General features: G+C 40.3%; 19 protein-coding genes. 16 read left to right on the forward strand and 3 right to left on the reverse strand.

Annotated elements, in window-relative coordinates; genetic code table 11:
- Positions 1-102: 102 nt before the first annotated feature.
- On the reverse strand, positions 103-585 hold the full coding sequence (locus K1I56_RS09205; protein WP_061455957.1) for an S-ribosylhomocysteine lyase: 483 nt from the start codon (positions 583-585) through the stop codon (positions 103-105).
- Positions 586-819: 234 nt separating this feature from the next.
- On the opposite strand from K1I56_RS09205, the gene K1I56_RS09210 reads away from it, so the two are divergent.
- The 13 genes from K1I56_RS09210 (at position 820) to K1I56_RS09270 (ending at position 15,124) form a co-directional block, all read left to right on the forward strand.
- The gene (locus K1I56_RS09210) at positions 820-2,427 is read left to right on the forward strand and encodes a ribonuclease Y (protein ID WP_049492366.1); all 1,608 of its coding nucleotides are present in this window, start codon (positions 820-822) and stop codon (positions 2,425-2,427) included.
- 106 nt (positions 2,428-2,533) lie between these two features.
- On the forward strand, positions 2,534-3,166 hold the full coding sequence (gmk, locus tag K1I56_RS09215) for a guanylate kinase (protein ID WP_049486051.1): 633 nt from the start codon (positions 2,534-2,536) through the stop codon (positions 3,164-3,166).
- 25 nt (positions 3,167-3,191) lie between these two features.
- Positions 3,192-3,506 carry a DNA-directed RNA polymerase subunit omega gene (gene rpoZ, locus K1I56_RS09220; RefSeq protein ID WP_003010339.1) on the forward strand — a complete coding sequence of 105 codons (315 nt, stop codon included), beginning with the start codon at positions 3,192-3,194 and terminating at the stop codon, positions 3,504-3,506.
- A gap of 63 nt (positions 3,507-3,569) precedes the next feature.
- Positions 3,570-5,978 carry a primosomal protein N' gene (locus tag K1I56_RS09225; protein ID WP_037599925.1) on the forward strand — a complete coding sequence of 803 codons (2,409 nt, stop codon included), beginning with the start codon at positions 3,570-3,572 and terminating at the stop codon, positions 5,976-5,978.
- Between the two features lie 11 nt (positions 5,979-5,989).
- Positions 5,990-6,925 (forward strand): methionyl-tRNA formyltransferase, encoded by a 936-nt coding sequence (fmt, locus tag K1I56_RS09230; RefSeq protein WP_223325808.1) that lies wholly within the window; start codon positions 5,990-5,992, stop codon positions 6,923-6,925.
- Positions 6,915-8,228: a 16S rRNA (cytosine(967)-C(5))-methyltransferase RsmB gene (gene rsmB / locus K1I56_RS09235; protein ID WP_223325809.1), complete on the forward strand. Its 1,314-nt coding sequence runs from the start codon at positions 6,915-6,917 to the stop codon at positions 8,226-8,228. The genes fmt and rsmB overlap by 11 nt, the downstream gene beginning before the upstream one ends.
- 21 nt (positions 8,229-8,249) lie before the next feature.
- Positions 8,250-8,990 carry a Stp1/IreP family PP2C-type Ser/Thr phosphatase gene (locus K1I56_RS09240; protein ID WP_021154558.1) on the forward strand — a complete coding sequence of 247 codons (741 nt, stop codon included), beginning with the start codon at positions 8,250-8,252 and terminating at the stop codon, positions 8,988-8,990.
- On the forward strand, positions 8,987-10,858 hold the full coding sequence (pknB, locus tag K1I56_RS09245) for a Stk1 family PASTA domain-containing Ser/Thr kinase (RefSeq protein ID WP_223325810.1): 1,872 nt from the start codon (positions 8,987-8,989) through the stop codon (positions 10,856-10,858). Before K1I56_RS09240 ends, pknB begins: the two co-directional genes overlap by 4 nt.
- A gap of 116 nt (positions 10,859-10,974) precedes the next feature.
- The gene (gene liaF, locus K1I56_RS09250; RefSeq protein ID WP_223325811.1) at positions 10,975-11,670 is read left to right on the forward strand and encodes a cell wall-active antibiotics response protein LiaF; all 696 of its coding nucleotides are present in this window, start codon (positions 10,975-10,977) and stop codon (positions 11,668-11,670) included.
- Positions 11,667-12,683: an envelope stress sensor histidine kinase LiaS gene (locus K1I56_RS09255; RefSeq protein WP_223325812.1), complete on the forward strand. Its 1,017-nt coding sequence runs from the start codon at positions 11,667-11,669 to the stop codon at positions 12,681-12,683. Before liaF ends, K1I56_RS09255 begins: the two co-directional genes overlap by 4 nt.
- Positions 12,680-13,312 (forward strand): response regulator transcription factor, encoded by a 633-nt coding sequence (locus K1I56_RS09260; RefSeq protein ID WP_049492345.1) that lies wholly within the window; start codon positions 12,680-12,682, stop codon positions 13,310-13,312. The genes K1I56_RS09255 and K1I56_RS09260 overlap by 4 nt, the downstream gene beginning before the upstream one ends.
- A gap of 44 nt (positions 13,313-13,356) precedes the next feature.
- A complete protein-coding gene (locus K1I56_RS09265) occupies positions 13,357-14,757 on the forward strand; it encodes a bifunctional Cof-type HAD-IIB family hydrolase/peptidylprolyl isomerase (protein ID WP_223325813.1) in 1,401 nt (466 codons plus the stop codon).
- Position 14,758: 1 nt separating this feature from the next.
- The gene (locus K1I56_RS09270) at positions 14,759-15,124 is read left to right on the forward strand and encodes a S1 RNA-binding domain-containing protein (protein ID WP_023920312.1); all 366 of its coding nucleotides are present in this window, start codon (positions 14,759-14,761) and stop codon (positions 15,122-15,124) included.
- A gap of 50 nt (positions 15,125-15,174) precedes the next feature.
- On the opposite strand, the gene cysK is transcribed toward K1I56_RS09270, so the two are convergent.
- The gene (gene cysK, locus K1I56_RS09275) at positions 15,175-16,098 is read right to left on the reverse strand and encodes a cysteine synthase A (RefSeq protein ID WP_003004014.1); all 924 of its coding nucleotides are present in this window, start codon (positions 16,096-16,098) and stop codon (positions 15,175-15,177) included.
- Positions 16,099-16,221: 123 nt separating this feature from the next.
- Complete coding sequence (locus K1I56_RS09280; protein ID WP_021154565.1) at positions 16,222-16,863, reverse strand: YigZ family protein; 642 nt, start codon at positions 16,861-16,863, stop codon at positions 16,222-16,224.
- A gap of 55 nt (positions 16,864-16,918) precedes the next feature.
- Here K1I56_RS09280 and K1I56_RS09285 point away from each other — a divergent pair, with 55 nt between their 5' ends.
- From K1I56_RS09285 to hpf, 3 genes are all read left to right on the forward strand, one after another.
- On the forward strand, positions 16,919-18,217 hold the full coding sequence (locus K1I56_RS09285; RefSeq protein WP_223325814.1) for an ATP-dependent helicase ComFA: 1,299 nt from the start codon (positions 16,919-16,921) through the stop codon (positions 18,215-18,217).
- A complete protein-coding gene (locus K1I56_RS09290) occupies positions 18,214-18,879 on the forward strand; it encodes a ComF family protein (RefSeq protein ID WP_223325815.1) in 666 nt (221 codons plus the stop codon). The genes K1I56_RS09285 and K1I56_RS09290 overlap by 4 nt, the downstream gene beginning before the upstream one ends.
- An 81-nt stretch (positions 18,880-18,960) precedes the next feature.
- Positions 18,961-19,503: a ribosome hibernation-promoting factor, HPF/YfiA family gene (gene hpf / locus K1I56_RS09295; RefSeq protein ID WP_003010301.1), complete on the forward strand. Its 543-nt coding sequence runs from the start codon at positions 18,961-18,963 to the stop codon at positions 19,501-19,503.
- Positions 19,504-19,724: the final 221 nt, after the last annotated feature.

A 19,724-nucleotide genomic window follows, 5' to 3' on the forward strand; every position in this document is an offset into this window, starting at 1 on the left:
TGATGAAATCAGCGTAGTAGAGCCCACTCAACCACTGCGTCTTGCTCGACAATCCAAAAATAATTGAGAGGCTAGGAATTTTGTCCCAGCCTCTTTTTCGTATTAAACAAGATGACGTTCAAATGGATCATCTGAGATTCCTTGATCTAGAATCAAGCGACACCATTCTTTGGCTGAGAAGAGGCTGTGGTCCTTGTAATTTCCACAAGACTCAATGGTTGTGCCTGGGACATCCTCCCAAGTGCTGACTGATGAAATTTCTTCTAAAGATTCTTTAATCACTTTAGCAATTTCCGTACTCGAATGCTGTCCCCACATGATCATATGAAAACCGGTGCGACATCCAAATGGGGAACAATCAATCATACCATCGATGCGTTTGCGAATAAGCATCGCAAGAAGGTGCTCGATCGTGTGGAGCCCTGCAGTTGGAATCGCATTTTCATTGGGTTGCACCAGACGAATATCGAAGTTAGAGATGATGTCTCCTTTGGGTCCAGTTTCTTCCCCAATCAAGCGTACATAGGGAGCCTTCACCGCCGTGTGGTCCAATTCAAAACTTTCAACAATTACTTCTTTTGTCATACTCAAATCCTTCTTTGTTTTTCTTGATTATAGCATAAAAAAGCAGATTCAACAAAGTGGAAATAAATGAATTCCTCACAGATGTTCCATGAAAGAAAAGACGATAAAAGAATAAGCGTTAAGCAAAAATATAAAAGGTTTTTCCTGTTTTTTTAGATTGTTAATTTTAGTAATTTATGGTAAAATGTAAAAGAATTTTTAATTCAACTAATTAAATAGATTTGGGGTAAAAGCATGAATTTTGTTATTACAGGTGTTTTTGCCGCGGTCATTGGTTTAGTCATTGGATATGTGGGAACTGCTCTTAAAATGAAAGCTTCAAAAGAGGCTGCGGAACTCACCCTTTTGAATGCTGAACAAGAAGCAACGAATTTACGTGGACAGGCTGAACGCGAAGCCGATTTGATTTTAAAAGAGGCGAAGCATGAGTCAAGTTCACTTAAAAAAGAAGCACTTTTGGAGGCAAAGGAAGAAGCCAGAAAATATCGTGAAGAGGTCGATGCTGAGTTTAAGTCAGAACGACAAGAATTGAAGCAATTAGAAAGCCGTTTGGCAGAACGTGCTAGCAATCTTGATCGCAAAGACGACATTTTAACAAGCAAAGAACAGTCTCTTGAACACAAAGAGCAAAGTCTTACAGATAGAACTAAACACATTGATGCGCGTGAACAACAGCTGGAAGAGCTTGAACACAAGAAAGTAGAAGAACTGGAACGTGTCGCTGCTCTAAGTCAAGGAGAAGCGCGTGACATTATTTTGAGTCAGACGGAAGAGCAACTTTCAAAAGAAATTGCCTCACGGATTCGTGATGCTGAATTGGAAGTGAAAGAACGTTCTGATAAAATCGCAAAAGACATTCTCGTGCAAGCTATGCAGCGAATGGCGGGTGATTTTGTTGCTGAGCAAACAAACTCAACCGTTCATTTGCCAGACGATAGTATGAAGGGTCGGATTATTGGTCGTGAAGGTCGCAACATTCGTACCTTTGAGAGCTTGACAGGTGTCGATGTGATTATTGATGATACGCCTGAAGTGGTGACCTTGTCAGGGTTTGATCCGATTCGTCGTGAAATTGCCCGCATGACAATGGAGAGCCTTCTCAAAGATGGTCGGATCCATCCAGCCCGTATCGAAGAGCTGGTTGAGAAGAACCGTCAGGAAATTGACAATCGTATTCGTGAATACGGTGAGGCGGCTGCCTATGAAATTGGTGCGCCAAACCTCCATCCAGATTTGATGAAAATCATGGGACGGTTGCAATTCCGTACTTCTTATGGTCAAAACGTTTTGCGTCACTCCATTGAAGTTGCCAAACTTTCTGGTATTATTGCTAGCGAGTTGGGTGAAAATGCTACCTTGGCACGACGTGCAGGATTCTTACATGATATCGGAAAAGCGATTGACCGTGAAGTGGAAGGAAGTCACGTCGAGATTGGAACTGAATTGGCACGGAAGTACAAGGAACATCCAGTGGTTGTCAATACTATTGCCAGCCACCATGGTGACGTGGAACCAGAAAGTGTCATCGCAGTCATTGTCGCTGCAGCGGATGCCTTGAGTGCAGCTCGACCTGGAGCACGAAGTGAGTCACTTGAAAGCTACATCAAACGCTTGCAAGATCTTGAAGAAATTGCAAATAGTTTTGAAGGAGTTAAGACAAGTTTCGCCCTTCAAGCGGGTCGTGAAATCCGTATTATGGTTAGCCCTGAGGCAATCAAGGATGATAAAGTGACGATCTTGGCTCATGATATTCGTGAGAAGATCGAGTCTAATCTTGAGTATCCTGGAAACATTAAGGTTACCGTGATTCGAGAATTGCGTGCAGTCGATTACGCAAAATAAACAAAAAGCTTGAGATCTAGCATCTCAAGCTTTTTGAATGAAAAAATCAGTTGAAAATTAGGCCGATTTTTGTTACACTAGATAGAAAGACATTGAAGGAGAAATCATGGCGGATCGTGGCTTATTAATCGTATTTTCTGGCCCTTCGGGGGTTGGAAAAGGAACGGTCAGACGAGAAATTTTTGAAAATTCGGACAATCAGTTTCAGTATTCTGTATCGATGACGACGCGTGCACAACGTCCAGGTGAAGTGGATGGTGTCGACTATTTTTTCCGTACACGTGAAGAATTTGAAGATTTGATCCTTCAAGGGCAAATGTTGGAGTACGCTGAGTACGTTGGAAATTACTATGGGACTCCTTTAACCTATGTGAATGAAACCTTGGACAAGGGAATCGATGTATTCCTTGAAATTGAAGTTCAGGGTGCCCTTCAAGTAAAGAAGAAAGTTCCAGATGCAGTTTTTATTTTCTTAACTCCGCCTGATTTGGATGAATTGCAAGATCGATTAGTGGGTCGCGGGACAGATAGTGCAGAAGTTATTGCGCAACGGATTGAAAAAGCAAAAGAAGAAATCGCCATGATGCGTGAATATGACTACGCCATTGTGAACGACGAGGTTCCTCTTGCTGCTGAGCGTGTCAAACGTGTGATCGAAGCAGAGCATTTCCGTGTAGACCGTGTCATTGGCCATTATCTGGATATGTTACCAAAAACACAAACTATTGTGAAGAGATAAATAATTAGAAATTAGGTATAGGAATATGATGTTAAAACCTTCTATTGATACATTGCTTGACAAAGTACCATCAAAATATTCATTGGTCATTCTTGAGGCAAAACGGGCCCACGAATTGGAAAGTGGTGCAGTACCAACTCAAGAATTCCAATCAGTTAAATCAACATTACAAGCGCTTGAAGAAATCGAGTCTGGAAACGTAGTTGTTCACCCGGATCCAGAAGCAAAACGTGAAGCGCTTCGTCGTCGGATTGAAGCAGAGCGGATTCGCAAAGAAGAAGAAGAGCGCAAAATTAAGGAACAAATTGCCAAAGAAAAAGAAGATGGTGAAAAAATTTAAGGTTGGGGCTTCTCAATCTTATTTTTTGCTATTTAAAGGGTTCCGTGATAAAGTAAAGCTCATATGATAGAGGCTGGAGGTGAAAAAGTGATAGCAAAAGTCATCGTAGATGTCCCATTGATGCAGACAGATAAACCCTATTCTTATCAGATCCCATCAGAATTTGAGGATATGGTGGAGGCAGGTATGCGAGTTCATGTCCCCTTTGGTAAAGGGAATCGCCTCATTCAAGGGATTGTGGTAGATGTTTTAGAAGAGGCAGACACAAGCGAGGAATTAAAAGCGATTGTGGAGGTCTTGGATTACACTCCGGTCTTAAATCAAGAGCAGTTTTGGTTGGCGGATCAATTACGAAAAAGTGTTTTTTCTTATAAGATCACGATTTTAAAAACCATGCTTCCTTCTCTCCTCAATTCGAGTTATGATAAGATTTTGTATCCTCAACCTTCTTTAGATCCCACTCTCAAAATAAAACTTTTTGGTGCAAAAAATGAAGTTTCTTTTTCTTCTCTAGATGCAGCCGATCAAGCCCAAGTGATGCGGTTGGTCAGAAAAGGAGATTTGGTACTTGAATACAAGGCCAAGGATAAGAAACAAATTAAAACAGAAAAATGGTATCGCGTTAACCAGGAAGGATTAAAAGAACTTCAACTATCAGCGAGAGCTAAAAAAAGGCTAGCATTGAAAGAGCGCCTGTTACTAGAGCAAGGGGAGCAACCCTTAGCAGGATTGTATCAGGATTTTTCACGAGAAGTAGTGGCTTATTTTATTGATCAGGGTGTTTTAGAAATAACAGAACGAGAAGTGAATCGGGCGGCTGCATATTATGAAGGCAAAGAACAGACCCAGGCTCTGCTTTTAAATTCAGAGCAAGCAAAAGCTGTAGAAAGAGTAGTTTCTCAAATTGGGAAAACATCAAAGCCTTTTTTATTAGAAGGTGTGACTGGAAGTGGGAAAACAGAAGTTTATCTGCAGATTATTCAGGAAGTTCTAAATAAGGGGAAAACGGCTATTATGTTGGTTCCTGAGATTTCCCTGACGCCACAGATGACGGATCGTTTTATCTCTCGTTTTGGTCAGGAAGTAGCTATTCTGCACTCGGGCTTATCAAATGGTGAGAAGTATGATCAATGGCGAAAAGTTGAACGTGGGGAGGCCAAGGTAGTCGTTGGAGCACGCTCAGCCATCTTTGCCCCTTTGAAAAACATCGGAGCCATCATCATTGATGAGGAGCATGAGGCTTCCTACAAACAAGATAGTAATCCACGCTACCACGCAAGGGAAGTCGCAGTCCTAAGGGCTCAGTACAATCAAGCAGTCTTGCTTCTTGGATCTGCTACTCCAAGTCTAGAATCACGGGCTCGTGCAACAAAAGGGGTTTATGAATTAATTCGTCTAACCCAGCGGGCCAATCCGGTAGCCAAAATTCCAGAAGTTAAAGTCGTTGATTTCCGTGATTATATTGGCCAAAATGAAGCTGGTAACTTCACTCCGGTTCTAGTGGAAGCTATTGCTGATCGCTTGCAGAAAAAAGAGCAGGTTGTCTTGATGTTGAACCGCCGTGGTTATTCCAGTTTTGTCATGTGTCGCGAGTGTGGAACTGTAGATACTTGTCCCAATTGTGACATCTCTTTGACCCTCCACATGGATACTAAAACCATGAACTGTCATTATTGTGGCTATAGTAAAGCGATTCCTCGACACTGTCCAAATTGCCAAAGTCCTTCCATTCGTTATTACGGGACAGGAACACAAAAAGCTTATGATGAATTACAAGAGATCTTTCCTGAAGCTAAAATTCTGCGCATGGATGTGGATACCACTCGAAAAAAGGGGAGCCACGCAGCGATATTAGATGCTTTTGGGAATGGAGAAGCGGATATTTTGTTAGGGACGCAAATGATTGCGAAGGGATTGGATTTTCCAAATGTGACGTTAGTGGGTGTCTTGAATGCGGATACTTCTTTAAATTTACCGGATTATCGATCCTCTGAGAGAACCTTTCAACTCTTGACTCAGGTGGCAGGAAGGGCCGGACGAGCAGAGAAAGAAGGAGAGGTTATCATTCAAAGCTACAACCCCAATCATTATGCGATTCGATTTGCCAAAGACCAAGATTATGAAGGTTTTTTTGCCTATGAAATGCAGATTCGCCGGCAGTTAGGCTATACGCCTTATTACTTCACAGTTGGGCTAACCCTATCTCATAAGAGTGAGGAAATGGTGATGGAGAAGTCACATCAGGTCATGGAAATTCTCCGATCTGGCTTATCTGATCAGGTCCAAATCTTAGGACCAACACCTAAACCAATTGCACGCACACATAATTTGTATCATTATCAAATCATTGTGAAATATCGTTTCGAAGAAGGCATGACTCAGGTCTTGAATCAAATCTTAGAATTTACACAAGAAAGAGGCAACCAAGATCTACGTGTCAGTATTGATAATGAACCTCAAAGTTTTATGTAAGGAAGAAAGAAATGACAAAATTAATTTTTATGGGAACGCCTGATTTTTCAGCGACGGTTTTAAAGGGATTGTTAGCAGATTCGCGCTATGAAATTTTGGCAGTTGTGACTCAACCAGACCGCAAAGTAGGTCGCAAAAAAGAGATTCGAATGACCCCGGTGAAGCAGGTAGCTTTGGAACATCAACTACCGGTTCTTCAGCCGGAGAAATTATCGGGTAGTCCAGAAATGGAAACTCTCTTATCACTAGATGCAGATGGAATTGTGACCGCTGCTTTTGGACAATTTTTACCGACAAAATTGTTGGAGAACTTTCAGTTTGCGGTGAATGTCCACGCGTCTTTATTACCTAAATATAGAGGTGGAGCTCCCATTCACTATGCCCTGATCAATGGTGACGAAGAAGCTGGGGTTACAATTATGGAAATGGTCAAGGAAATGGATGCCGGAGACATGATTGCAGCTCGTTCTCTCCCAATTTTAGATGAGGACAATGTGGGAACTTTGTTTGAAAAATTGGCAGTCCTTGGACGTGACTTACTCCTAGATACTTTGCCAGCTTACCTGGCAGGGGAGATCAAGCCAAGTCCACAAGATCCAAGTTTGGTCACATTTTCACCGAATATTTTACCGGAAGAAGAGGTTTTGGACTGGACCAAAACCAATCGCCAAGTCTTTAATCAGATCCGAGGGATGAATCCTTGGCCGGTCGCTCATACGTTATTAAATGGGCAACGCTTTAAAGTTTATGAAGCAGAGCTATGCGAAGGAAATGGAAATCCAGGAGAAGTGATTGCTTTGACCAAAAAAGAGTTGCTGGTCGCTGCAGGAGAAGGCGCATTGTCCCTCAAAGTTGTGCAGCCGGCAGGAAAACCAAAAATGTCCATCACAGACTTTTTGAATGGCGCCGGCCGTCAATTGAAAGTAGGAGATCACTTTGGAAGTTAAACAAATGAATGCACGTGAACAGATCGTTCGAGTGTTAGAAGAGGTTTTTGAACAGGGAGCTTATTCTAATATTGCACTAAATCAAGCGCTAGAACACTCTCAACTTTCAGATAAAGATAGAAGCTTTGTTACGGAAGTTGTATACGGTACTGTAGCACGGAAGATAACACTCGAGTGGTATCTCGCCCACGTAATTGAAGACCGGACGAAATTGGATCCTTGGCTCTATTATCTTTTGATGATGAGTTTGTATCAACTTGTTTATTTAGACCGCATTCCCGATCATGCCATCGTCAATGAAGCTGTTCGGATAGCAAAACGTCGAAAAGAAGGCAGTGAGAAGTTTGTCAATGCTATTCTTAGAAAGCTCCTCCGCGAGGGGCTACCAGCTATTGATACGATCAAGCGAAAGAACAAACGTTATTCGGTAGAGTATTCCCTACCTGTATGGTTGGTCAAAGCATTGATCGAAGAATACGGTGAGGAACGTGCTTGCGCTATTTTTAAGAGTCTCTATCAGCGTAATAAATCCAGTATTCGTGTGATTGATCTAGACGAAAAAGAAGAGTTGGCTCAGCTACTCGAAGCAACCTCCTCTCTACTTGCTCCGTCCGCTCTCGTGAAAGAACAGGGACATTTTGCAGCGCATTCCTTGTTCAAAGAAGGGCGCATTACTATTCAAGACGAGTCCAGTCAATTGGTGGCACCGGCTTTGGATTTGCAAGGAGATGAGTGGGTTTTAGATGCCTGTGCGGCGCCAGGTGGAAAGACGACTCACCTGGCTTCTTATCTCACAACTGGGAAAGTCACAGCCTTGGATCTCTATGACCATAAGCTCAAATTGATTCAAGAAAATGCTAATCGGCTCCATGTTGCGGACAAAATTTTGACAAAGAAGTTAGATGCGACAAAAGTCTTTGAAACATTTGGACCTGATGCTTTCGATAAAATTTTGGTGGATGCGCCTTGTTCAGGGATTGGTTTGATACGGAGAAAGCCTGATATCAAGTACAATAAAGAGAGTGCAGATTTTGTATCTTTACAAGCTATTCAATTGGCCATTCTGGATAGTGTTTGTCAAAGTGTGCGTAAAGGTGGTATAATAGTGTACAGTACGTGTACAATTATGGGCAAAGAGAATTTTGAAGTAGTGGACCAATTTTTGAAAGACCATCCAAATTTCGAACAAGTCCCATTGGATCACGAAAGAAAAGATATTCTTAAAAATGATTGTATCCTTATTACACCCGAATTATATGGAAGCGACGGCTTCTTTATCAGTCGTTTTAAGAGAATCTCATAATATCAGGAGGAAACTGACAGTATGGATATTACGATCTTAACCGATGTAGGTCAAAGACGGACAAATAACCAAGACTATGCAAATCAATATAAAAACAAGGCAGGAAAATCTATGGTTTTACTTGCTGATGGTATGGGAGGACACCGTGCCGGAAATATTGCTAGTGAAATGGCAGTCACAGACCTAGGTGCGGCTTGGGTTTCTTCTGAGATCGAGACGGTTAATCAAGTACGGGAATGGTTTGCAGAACATTTAGAAGCTGTGAACCGTCGGATCCATTTAGCTGGGCAAGATGATGAGCACAAAGGAATGGGAACGACACTGGAAGCTTTGGCTTTTGTAGAAGGACAAGTGATTTATGCCCATGTTGGAGATTCGCGGATTGGCCTCATTCGTCAGGGCGAATACCAGCAGTTGACCAGTGATCATTCTCTTGTAAATGCTCTTTTGCGAGCAGGTCAAATCACAGAGGAAGAAGCAGCCCATCATCCTCAACGTAACATCATCACTCAGTCCATTGGCCAAAAAGATGAGTTGGAGCCGGATTATGGTTTGGTGACGGTTGAAGCAGATGATTATATTTTGATCAATAGTGACGGTTTAACTAATATGATTGGTCCGGATGAAATCAGAGATATTGTCTTGAGTGATGTTTCACTGGAAGAAAAAGCTCAAACCTTGATTCGTTTTGCCAATAATGCTGGAGGCTTGGATAATATCACTGTTGTACTGCTCCACTTTACTGAGGAGGACGCAGCATGATTCAAATCGGCAAAATTTTTGCCGGGCGATATAAAATCATCCAACAAATTGGGCGCGGCGGGATGGCAGATGTTTATCTTGCGCGTGATTTGATTTTAGATGGGGAAGAAGTTGCAGTCAAGGTACTGCGTACGAATTACCAGACAGATCCCATTGCAGTTGCTCGTTTTCAGCGTGAAGCAAAAGCGATGGCAGAACTGGACCATCCAAATATCGTTCGGATTACAGACATTGGCGAAGAAGAAGGGCAACAATACCTTGCAATGGAGTATGTTGCAGGTTTAGACTTGAAACGCTATATCAAAGAAAATGCACCTTTATCAAATGAAGAAGCTGTTCGTTTGATGGGGCAGATCCTTCTAGCTATGCGTCTTGCCCATACGCGTGGCATTATCCATAGAGATTTAAAACCACAGAATGTCCTCTTGACACCAGATGGAACAGCAAAAGTTTCAGACTTTGGGATTGCAGTGGCCTTTGCAGAGACTAGCTTGACCCAGACCAACTCGATGTTGGGGTCGGTTCATTATTTGTCCCCTGAGCAGGCGCGTGGTTCAAAAGCTACAGTGCAAAGTGACATCTACGCTATGGGGATCATTTTCTATGAGATGTTGACAGGACACATTCCTTATGATGGAGATAGTGCAGTCACAATTGCTTTGCAGCATTTTCAAAAGCCACTCCCATCTATTCGTGAAGAAAATAAGAATGTTCCACAAGCTTTAGAAAATGTGGTGATCAAAGCGACAGCTAAAAAACTGACGGATCGCTATAAATCAGTGGCAGAGATGTATGTGGACCTTTCAAGTTGCTTGTCCTACGAGAGAAGAAATGAGAAAAAACTGATTTTTGAAGATCAATCGAAAGCTGATACAAAGACTCTTCCAAAAGTGAGTCCAACTCCAAAAACGGCTCCTGTTCCAATCTCTGAGGTACGCAGTGAAATCAGTTCGGTAGATCCTAATCGACCATTATCTGACCAGCAGACCATGGCACCAAGTAAAAAGCCAAGAAGACGCTTGCGGGCGCGCTACAAGGTCTTGTTTGTTGCCATTGCCCTAGTTCTTGCTGCCTTTACTTTCTTGTTGTATATGAGCCCAGCCAATAAAACCGTTCCAGATGTTTCCGGCAAAACCATTGCCGAAGCTAGAGCGGTTATTGAGGGACAAGACCTTCAAGTCGGTGAAGAGAAAGAAGAGTACAGTGATTCGGTTGCAGAAGGCTATGTCATTCGAACCAATCCAAATGCAGGGGCCCAAAAGAAAGAACAAAGTCGAATTGATTTGATTGTTTCAAAAGGACCAAACAGCTTTGAAATGCCAAATTACGTGGGTGAAACACGGGCAAAAGCAGAAGAAGATTTGAAAAATACTTATAAAGTATCAAGCAAAATGATCACGATTGAAGAAGTTGAGACCTTCGATTATGCTGCAGGGACAGTTCTTGAACAAACTCCAGCTCCAGGAGAGCAATATTCTCTGAATTCAAAAACTAAGATTGTTTTGAAAGTAGCGAAAGAAACGACTTCAATTGAAATGCCAAACTATGTTGGATCAACTTATGATTTTGCTAGAAGTAATTTGATTGAGATCTATGGTATTAAAGAAGCCAATATCGAATTAAGAAAAACAGAACATCTCCCTGATGGAGTATCTGTTTCTGCAGGTCAAATTGTCAGTCAAACTCCAGAAGTTTCGAGTACGGTGGATATTAACCGAACACGAATTGTTTTGACTGTATATGAGCCTAAAGTGACAGCTTCTTCAAGTACGAAAGCCTCATCAAGTTCTGATACATCTAGTTCATCCTCTAGTGAACGATCAGATACAGAAAGTTCTAGCAGTAGTGCAACTGGTGGAGATTCATAAATCAGTCTAAGACTCAGATGGATTTCTGAGTCTTTTTGATTGTATGCGTTTATCCAACCACAGACGGAAGTCAAATGAGGAAAAATTTGATAAAATAGGAAAAGATGAGGTAGACTATGTGGAAAATACAAATTTTTATTTTCGTTGAAGCCATTTTGTTAACATTGGCAGCGATCACCATTTTATCAATCGATTTTTCCAGATTTATTGTCTTGATGGTTCTCTTTTTGCTCCTTTTGTATTACTATTTTGGCAAACAAAAAGCGAATTTTCTATTAATCGCGCTGAGTGTGCTCTTGTTTTTTATCGTGATGCTGAATCCTTTTGTGATTGCAGCCATTTTATTTGCGGTGGTTTATGGTTTATTGATTGCTTACCCTTATATGTATAAGGAAAATGAAGCAGTTGTGTTTGATGTTGAAGAGGATACGAAAATTCGTCAGGAAAAAACTCGATGGATTGGTGATTTACAACATTTTTCAAAGCAAAGTCGAGGGTATCGAGATCTGAATGTGATCCGAGTTTTTGGGAATGACACCCTCCATTTAGAGGAGGTAGCCATTTGCAATTGGGACAATGTAGTGATCATTCGGAAAGGGTTTGGAAATACAAAAATTATCTTACCGATTGATTTGGAATTGCATTTACAAATTAACACCTTGTATGGAGATCTGAAGTTTTTGGATCTTCCTGTCCGTAAAATGAGGAATGAAACCATAGATATTGAAACGGCACATTATCGGAGATCGCACCGTTCTGTAAAAATTGTGTTAGTTGGTATTGTTGGGGATGTTGAGGTGATTCGCGCATGAAGAAATTAGACTATCTCCTATTGTATTTCTATTCCCTAATGGTGGTTGCGGTCATTTGTCATACCATTTTCCATTTTGTTGGTTTTCAGTGGGGCAAACTTCTCTCAGATCTTTCCTTGCTTCAATCATTCCTATTTTTGATTTTTAGTCTGACGCTTGCATTGACGGCTTTGGTTATCTTAATTATTAAAATCACACAATTTGTAACGGTTCATGCAGTACAACAAAAGGTAGAAGCGATCCTGACTGCTTCACAGCGAAAAGAAATTGCCCCCAAAGAATTGAATCAACAGTTAGATTTATTGGACAGCAAATTGCTTCGACTAGAAGAAAATTTACAAAAAAGTGAAAATCGTGTGATGCGAAATGAGGAAGAAATTGTGGAAATCGAGCGTAAGAGAATTGCGCGTGATCTACATGACACGGTTAGTCAAGAGTTGTTTGCAGCCAATATGATTTTATCTGGAGTGGCAGCACAGGCCCTTGAGTTAGAGAAAAGTCAGATCCAGCAGCAACTAAATGGTGTGTCAGATATTCTAGGGACAGCCCAAAATGATTTACGCGTCTTGCTCCTACATCTTCGTCCTACAGAATTGGAAGGAAAAAGTTTGGTAGAAGGTATGGAGATGATTTTTAGAGAATTGAAGGAAAAGAGTAACCTAACAGTTGTCTTCCATCATAATGACGTGAGCATTCCAAAAGATATGGAAGAACATCTATTTCGAATCGTCCAAGAAATTGTCAGCAATACCTTGAAACATGCTAGAGCTCAACAAATGGATGTCTTTTTGCATCAGGAAGGAAAACAACTTCATTTACGGATGGTAGATGATGGAATCGGCTTTGAGCAGGAAAAATTGGAACGATTGAGTTATGGGTTGAAAAATATTCAAGAACGTGTAGAGGACATGGCGGGAACCATTAAAATAAGAACGAGTCCTCAAAAGGGAGTGGCTGTAGATATTCGTGTTCCCCTCCTTGTAAAAGAGAAAAATGAAAAGGAAACTGTATGAAAGTATTATTAGTAGACGACCATGAAATGGTCCGATTGGGATTGAAAAGCTTTTTGTCCATGCAAACCGATATTGAGCAAGTCTTAGAGGCGAAAAATGGGCATGAAGGGGTGGAGTTGGCGCTGAAAGAAAGACCAGACGTCATCATCATGGATATTGTGATGCCAGAGCTAAATGGTATCGATGCAACTCTAGCCATCCTAAAAGAGTGGCCGGAAGCTAAAATTGTCATTTTGACTTCCTATTTAGATAACGAAAAGATTTACCCAGTCTTAGATGCCGGTGCAAAAGGGTATATCTTAAAGACTTCGTCAGCAACTGAGATCTTACAGGCTGTCCGGAAGGTTGCAAAGGGAGAATTTGCGATTGAGACAGAAGTTAGTCAAAAGGTTGAGTCACGAAAGAATCATGCTGAATTGCATGATGATTTGACAGCTAGAGAACGAGATATTCTAGCTTTATTGACGAAAGGATATGAAAATCAACGAATAGCAGATGAACTCTTTATTTCTCTGAAAACAGTGAAGACCCATGTTTCCAACATCTTATCCAAATTGGAAGTCAGTGATCGGACGCAAGCCGTCGTCTATGCCTTTCGACACCATCTGGTGAATCAAGAAGATTTTTAAAAGGAAACATGCTATAATAGAGCATGATCATAAGGGGGAGACAAGTGGACGCAAAATTACGTTATAAAGCCAAAAAAGTTAAAATCGTCTTTTTTGATATTGATGATACATTACGTGCAAAAGAAACTGGATTGATCCCAGAATCTGTCAAAGAAGTCTTTCATCAATTGAAAGAAAAAGGAATCCAAACTGGGATTGCAACCGGCAGAGGGATTTTTGGGGTTGTTCCTGAAATCATGGACTTAAAGCCTGATTTTCTAGTAACCTTAAACGGCGCCTATATAGAAGATACAAAAGGAACTGTGATCTACCAATCACCAATCAATGAAGCAATCGTTTCTTCTTTTGTGGATTGGGCCAAAGAATCCGAGATTGATTATGGGTTAGTGGCTAGTCATCAAGCTGCCCTGTCTAATCGGACACCCTTGATCAGTGATGCTATTGACATCATTTATCCAAACTTACCAGTAGATCCAGATCTGCATTTGAAAGAACCTATTTTCCAAATGTGGACCTTTGATGAACAGGATAGTGAGCTAGAGTTGCCCCCTTCTTTGCAAGAGAACTTGCGCCTAGTTTCGTGGCATCCCCATTCGTCAGATGTTGTTCGCTTTGAAGCTTCAAAAGCTTCAGGAGTTTCTCATCTTGTAAATCATTTGGGCTTGAAGCCAGAGAATGTTTTAGTATTTGGGGATGGATTAAATGATCTAGAACTGTTTGATTACGCTGGAATTAGTATCGCAATGGGAAAATCTGCCCCAGAGTTACAAGAAAAAGCTGATTATATCACTAAGAATTTAGAAGAAGATGGCATATTCTATGCCTTAGAGGAGTTAAATATGGTTGAAAAAGAATTGACATTACCACAGTTGGAACTTGCTACGGTTGACGGTCCTGTCGCTGTGATCAAAACCAATCACGGTGAGATGAACATTCAATTGTTCCCGGATCAAGCGCCAAAAACAGTTGCAAACTTTGTAGCTCTTGCTAAGTCTGGCTATTATGATGGTGTCATTTTCCATCGGATTATTAAAGATTTTATGATCCAAGGGGGAGATCCTACTGGTACAGGTATGGGTGGTGAATCCATCTATGGTGAGAGCTTCGAAGACGAATTTTCAAAAGAACTGTACAATATTCGCGGAGCCCTTTCGATGGCAAATGCTGGACCAAACACAAATGGTAGCCAATTCTTTATTGTACAAAATCAACATCTCCCATATTCGAAAAAGGAATTGGTCCGCGGTGGCTGGCCTGAAGAAATTGCTGAAATCTATACGACAGAAGGAGGAACTCCTCACCTAGATCAACGCCATACCGTATTTGGACAATTGATGGATGAAGCTTCTTTTGCTGTGTTGGATGAGATCGCGGCTGTTGAGACAGGGATGATGGATAAGCCGGTAGAAGATGTCGTGATTGAAACCGTCGAAATTGAGGACTAATATGAAAATTGGAGATAAGTTAGAAGGGACCATTACAGGCATTCAACCTTATGGTGCCTTTGTCGAACTAGAGTCGGGTGTCACGGGCTTGATTCATATCTCAGAGATTAGAAGTGGTTATGTAAGTAATATTCATGATATTCTTTCAATTGGAGAAAAAGTCTTTGTCCAAGTCATCGATGTTGATGAATATTCTAAGAAAGCTAGCCTCTCTCTGAGAACGCTAGAAGAAACACCACAACGAAGCATTCGACACCATCGTTTTTCAAATGACCGCCATAAGAGTGGTTTTGCGCCCTTAGCTCAACAGATGCCGACCTGGGTCAAAGAAGGAAAGGTATTCTTTAGCAAACAAGAAAAAAAATAAAAACTTCGATAGGTTGATGAAACCTACCGAAGTTTTTTTAATATAGAGAATTATTCAAATTCGTAAAGGGTAGTAGAAAGGTAACGTTCTCCATTATCTGGTGCAAGAGCAAGAACTTTTTTACCGCTTCCCAATTCTTTTGCGACTTCAATAGCAGCATAGATAGCAGCTGCGCTTGAGATACCGACTAAGAATCCTTCAGCACCACCAATAGCGCGTGCAAGTTCGAAAGCTTCTTCTGAAGATACGCGACGAACACCATCATATGCATTAGTGTCTAAAGTATTTGGGATAAAACCAGCTGAAATCCCTTGAATTTTATGTGGTCCAGGTTTTTCGCCAGAAAGGACTGCAGATTCATTGGCCTCAACGGCATAGACTTTGACAGCAGGATTATTCTTTTTCAAAGTATGAGAAATACCAGAAACAGTACCACCAGTACCAACACCTGCGACAAAAGCATCTAAACCATCTTTTCCAAAGGCATCAACGATTTCTTGTCCTGTTGTTCTTTCATGTACCTCTGGGTTAGCAGGGTTTTCAAATTGAAGAGGAAGGAAGCCATTTCTTTCTGCAGCGATTGCTTCAGCTTTAGCGATAGCGCCTTTCATTCCTTCACTTCCAGGAGTCAAAACGAGTTCAGCTCCATAGGCTTGGATGATTTTACGACGTTCCACACTCATGGTTTCAGGCATGACAATCACAACTTTGTAGCCTTTAGCTGCGCCAACCCATGACAAGCCAATCCCTGTGTTCCCACTAGTTGCTTCGACAATGGTATCACCTGGTTTGATCAAGCCATCCGCTTCAGCTTTTTCAATCATGCTCAAAGCAATCCGGTCTTTGACAGATGATCCAGGATTGAAGGCTTCGAGTTTGACATAGACATCTGCAGCTCCTTCAGGAACAAGACGATTCAATTTGACAATCGGAGTGTTCCCAATCAATTCTGTAATATTTTCATAAATAGCCATAATATACCTCAGTTCTAGGTTTTCTTGATACTAACAAGTATAGTCTCTTGCGAGAAGAATGTAAAATATAGAAATTTTATGGGTGTGATAAAAAAAAACTATCGTTGCCGATAGTATTGTTAATTATTTTTCTACAGAAAGCAGGGGTACTTCAACCTCACGAATTCCTTGGTCCTCAATAATGACTTTGCCATTGTAAAATTCGACTAAAGCCGCTGTGATAGAGTTTGTGTTTTCTTTATCCACAAAAATCGTTGTCATCACCTGATCTGTGAACATCGGATCTTGTTCTGCCAATTGATGGTCTTTTAAGAAATTAGCAAATTCTTGGTATTGGGAATAAGAAAGTGTGATCCCAAGAACCACTTGCTCTTTGATTTCTACCAGTCCAATTTCTCGAACTGCTTGTGCCACACTTCCAGCATAAGCACGAATCAGACCGCCAGCACCTAATTTAATACCTCCGAAATAGCGGGTAACCACGACACAACTATTAGTGATGCGATGATTCTCCAAAACTCCTAACATCGGTACCCCAGCTGTTCCACTAGGCTCTCCATCGTCACTGGTTCGTTTGATATCACTTTGTTCTCCAATGATGAAAGCAGAGCAGTTATGTGTAGCCTTATAGTGTTCCTTTTTGATGGCATTGATAAAATCTCTAGCTTCCTCTTCAGAGGAGACTCGCTTAACATGACAAATGAATTTTGATTTTTTGATTTCTTCTTGAACAGTGCCGTTCTCTTTAAATGTAACATATTCCATATTCTTATTTTACAAAAAAAGAATGATTTTCTCCAACTTTTGCGAATTAATAAGTATGAAGATAGAAGATTCTTATGGAAGACTCTTAACGGAGAGTCAAATGACAAATGATCTGAAAGAAATAGCCCAAGAACTTCCAGCTATAGAAAAACAGAATGGAAGGTACCAATGCTTTCGATGTGGCAGTTTGATTGATCAGAAACTGTGGAAGTTGAGTGAAGAGGTACTGTATTGTAGAGCCTGTATTCAATTGGGAAGGATCCGGAGTGATCAAAAACTTTATACTATTGCACAGCGAGACTTTGAAGGTCGAGAGGTGCTAAACTGGAAAGGGACCTTGACTTCCTATCAACGAGGGGTATCTGATGGTCTCATCCAAGCAGTTAAGGCAGGAAAACATGCCTTGGTACATGCTGTGACAGGAGCTGGAAAAACGGAAATGATGTATCAGGTTGTAGCAACAGCGATCAAGGCTGGAAAAGCAGTCTGTATTGCTACCCCAAGAATCGATGTCTGTATAGAATTGTACGGAAGAATGAAGGAAGATTTTTCCTGCCCCATCTCTTTGCTTCATGGAGAATCGGAGCCCTATTTTAGAACGCCTTTAGTGATCGCTACAACACACCAATTGCTAAAGTTTTATCAGGCCTTTGATCTCCTTATTATAGATGAGGTAGATGCTTTTCCTTATGTGGACAATCCAATCTTATATAAAGCAGCTCAGAATGCGATTAAAAAAGAGGGGAACACTCTATATTTAACAGCAACCTCTACAGATGAGTTAGATAAAAAGGTCAAGAAAAAAGAAATCATTCGTTATAGTCTTCCAAGAAGATTTCATGGGAACCCACTAGTGGTCCCTGAAATAAAATGGGTGCCGAAAATGAGAGAAAAAATAGAAAAAGGAAGAATCCCTTACCAATTATTGCAACTGATTAAGAAACAAAGACAGACTCACTACCCATTGTTAATCTTTGTATCTGAAATAGAATTAGGACAACAATTCACTGAGAACTTAAAAAAATACTTTCCCAAAGAAACAGTAGGTTTTGTATCCTCACAGACAACAGACCGTCTACGAATGGTAGAAGAATTTAGAAACAGAGCAATAACCATGCTAGTCTCGACAACAATTTTAGAAAGAGGAGTGACCTTTCCGTTTGTAGATGTCTTTGTTTTAGAAAGTAATCACAAATTATTTACTAAAAGTGCCCTTGTACAAATTTCAGGAAGGGTCGGTCGAAGTAAAGAAAGACCAACAGGTAAACTACTTTTTCTATCAGATGGCATAACAAGAGAAATGAAGAAAGCGATCAAAGAAATAAAGGAAATGAATCAGGAGGCTGGATTTTGAAAGAATGCTTGCTTTGTACTAAAGAGTTGAAAACTGGTGAACATTTCACAGACCTTATTTTTATGAATCAACAAGAAGAATGGATTTGTAAAGAATGCAAAGAAGACTTCGAACAAATTGGCGAAATCCATTGTCCTAGATGTTATAAAGATAAAGAGGAGAAAGTATGTAAAGATTGCGAATACTGGATACAAAAGGGGAATATAGTAGAACATGAAGCATTATATAGATATAATGCAGCAATGAAGGACTATTTCAAGCGATATAAATTTGAAGGAGATCGTTTATTAGGAATGGTATTTGCATGTGACATCAAAAAAGCCTTGAAAAAGTATAAAAGCTATACGATAATACCGACTCCAATCAGCCATGAAAAAAAGCAGGAGAGAGGATTCAATCAGGTCTCGACTATACTAGATTTTGCAGAGATAAAGTACAACAGTCAATTCCAAAAAGAAGACACTTTAGCCCAATCAAAAAAAACAAGAGAAGAAAGATTAAAAACCTCTCAACACTTTCAATTAAAAGGAGAAGTTTCAGAAAAGCAGAAATATCTTATCTTCGATGATATCTACACAACAGGCAAAACAATCGAATTAATGAAGCGCCTACTAATTGAAAAAGGTGTGAAAGAAATAAAGACATTTTCAATCGCAAGGTAAAAAAAGATTTGCAAAAACTTTATGAAAGCGTTATAATATACATATAAATAAAAACATAATGTTTAGAAAGTAGGTACTAATATGATTAAATATAGTATCCGTGGTGAAAACCTAGAAGTAACAGAAGCCATTCGCGACTATGTCGTTTCTAAACTCGAAAAGATTGAAAAATATTTTCAGGCAGATCAAGAGCTAGACGCTCGAGTAAACTTAAAAGTTTACCGTGAAAAGACCGCAAAAGTAGAAGTAACCATTCCGCTTGGATCTATCACACTTCGTGCAGAAGATGTCTCTCAAGATATGTACGGTTCAATTGATCTAGTTGTAGATAAAATTGAACGTCAAATTCGTAAGAATAAAACAAAAATCGAAAAGAAAAATCGTATTAAATCTGGTGCAGGTAAATTGTTTACCGATGCAGTTGTAGAAGAAGCAGCAACCACAGAAAAAGTTGTTCGCTCAAAAACAATTGATCTAGAACCAATGGATTTAGATGAAGCGATCCTCCAAATGGATCTATTAGCACACGACTTCTTCATTTATCGTGATGCAGAGGATAACACAACAAATGTGATCTACCGTAGAGAAGATGGAGACATCGGTCTATTGGAAGTAAAAGAATAGAGATCAAAAAAGAGATTGAAAACATCAATTAAATTATAAAGGAATCAGGGGTATTAATGCCCCTGATTTTTTATATAAACAAAAAAAGCAAAAAAACTTTCAAAAAAATAAAATTTTTTGGAAAAAAGTGTTGACAGTAAGGGTAGGTCATGATATACTAATATAGTTGTCGCGCGAGAGCGACAAAGACCTTTGAAAACTGAACAAGACGAACCAATGTG

Source organism: Streptococcus parasanguinis (assembly GCF_019929185.1).
GTDB classification, from domain to species: domain Bacteria; phylum Bacillota; class Bacilli; order Lactobacillales; family Streptococcaceae; genus Streptococcus; species Streptococcus parasanguinis_O.

Excerpts from the sequence above, each read along its gene's own strand:
- K1I56_RS09205 (WP_061455957.1), bottom strand. The coding sequence starts at position 585 with ATGACAAAAGAAGTAATTGTTGAAAGTTTTGAATTGGACCACACGGCG.
- K1I56_RS09210 (WP_049492366.1), top strand. The coding sequence starts at position 820 with ATGAATTTTGTTATTACAGGTGTTTTTGCCGCGGTCATTGGTTTAGTC.
- gmk (WP_049486051.1), top strand. The coding sequence starts at position 2,534 with ATGGCGGATCGTGGCTTATTAATCGTATTTTCTGGCCCTTCGGGGGTT.
- rpoZ (WP_003010339.1), top strand. The coding sequence starts at position 3,192 with ATGATGTTAAAACCTTCTATTGATACATTGCTTGACAAAGTACCATCA.
- K1I56_RS09225 (WP_037599925.1), top strand. The coding sequence starts at position 3,570 with ATGATAGAGGCTGGAGGTGAAAAAGTGATAGCAAAAGTCATCGTAGAT.
- fmt (WP_223325808.1), top strand. The coding sequence starts at position 5,990 with ATGACAAAATTAATTTTTATGGGAACGCCTGATTTTTCAGCGACGGTT.
- K1I56_RS09240 (WP_021154558.1), top strand. The coding sequence starts at position 8,250 with ATGGATATTACGATCTTAACCGATGTAGGTCAAAGACGGACAAATAAC.
- pknB (WP_223325810.1), top strand. The coding sequence starts at position 8,987 with ATGATTCAAATCGGCAAAATTTTTGCCGGGCGATATAAAATCATCCAA.
- liaF (WP_223325811.1), top strand. The coding sequence starts at position 10,975 with ATGTGGAAAATACAAATTTTTATTTTCGTTGAAGCCATTTTGTTAACA.
- K1I56_RS09255 (WP_223325812.1), top strand. The coding sequence starts at position 11,667 with ATGAAGAAATTAGACTATCTCCTATTGTATTTCTATTCCCTAATGGTG.
- K1I56_RS09260 (WP_049492345.1), top strand. The coding sequence starts at position 12,680 with ATGAAAGTATTATTAGTAGACGACCATGAAATGGTCCGATTGGGATTG.
- K1I56_RS09270 (WP_023920312.1), top strand. The coding sequence starts at position 14,759 with ATGAAAATTGGAGATAAGTTAGAAGGGACCATTACAGGCATTCAACCT.
- cysK (WP_003004014.1), bottom strand. The coding sequence starts at position 16,098 with ATGGCTATTTATGAAAATATTACAGAATTGATTGGGAACACTCCGATT.
- K1I56_RS09280 (WP_021154565.1), bottom strand. The coding sequence starts at position 16,863 with ATGGAATATGTTACATTTAAAGAGAACGGCACTGTTCAAGAAGAAATC.
- K1I56_RS09285 (WP_223325814.1), top strand. The coding sequence starts at position 16,919 with ATGAAGATAGAAGATTCTTATGGAAGACTCTTAACGGAGAGTCAAATG.
- hpf (WP_003010301.1), top strand. The coding sequence starts at position 18,961 with ATGATTAAATATAGTATCCGTGGTGAAAACCTAGAAGTAACAGAAGCC.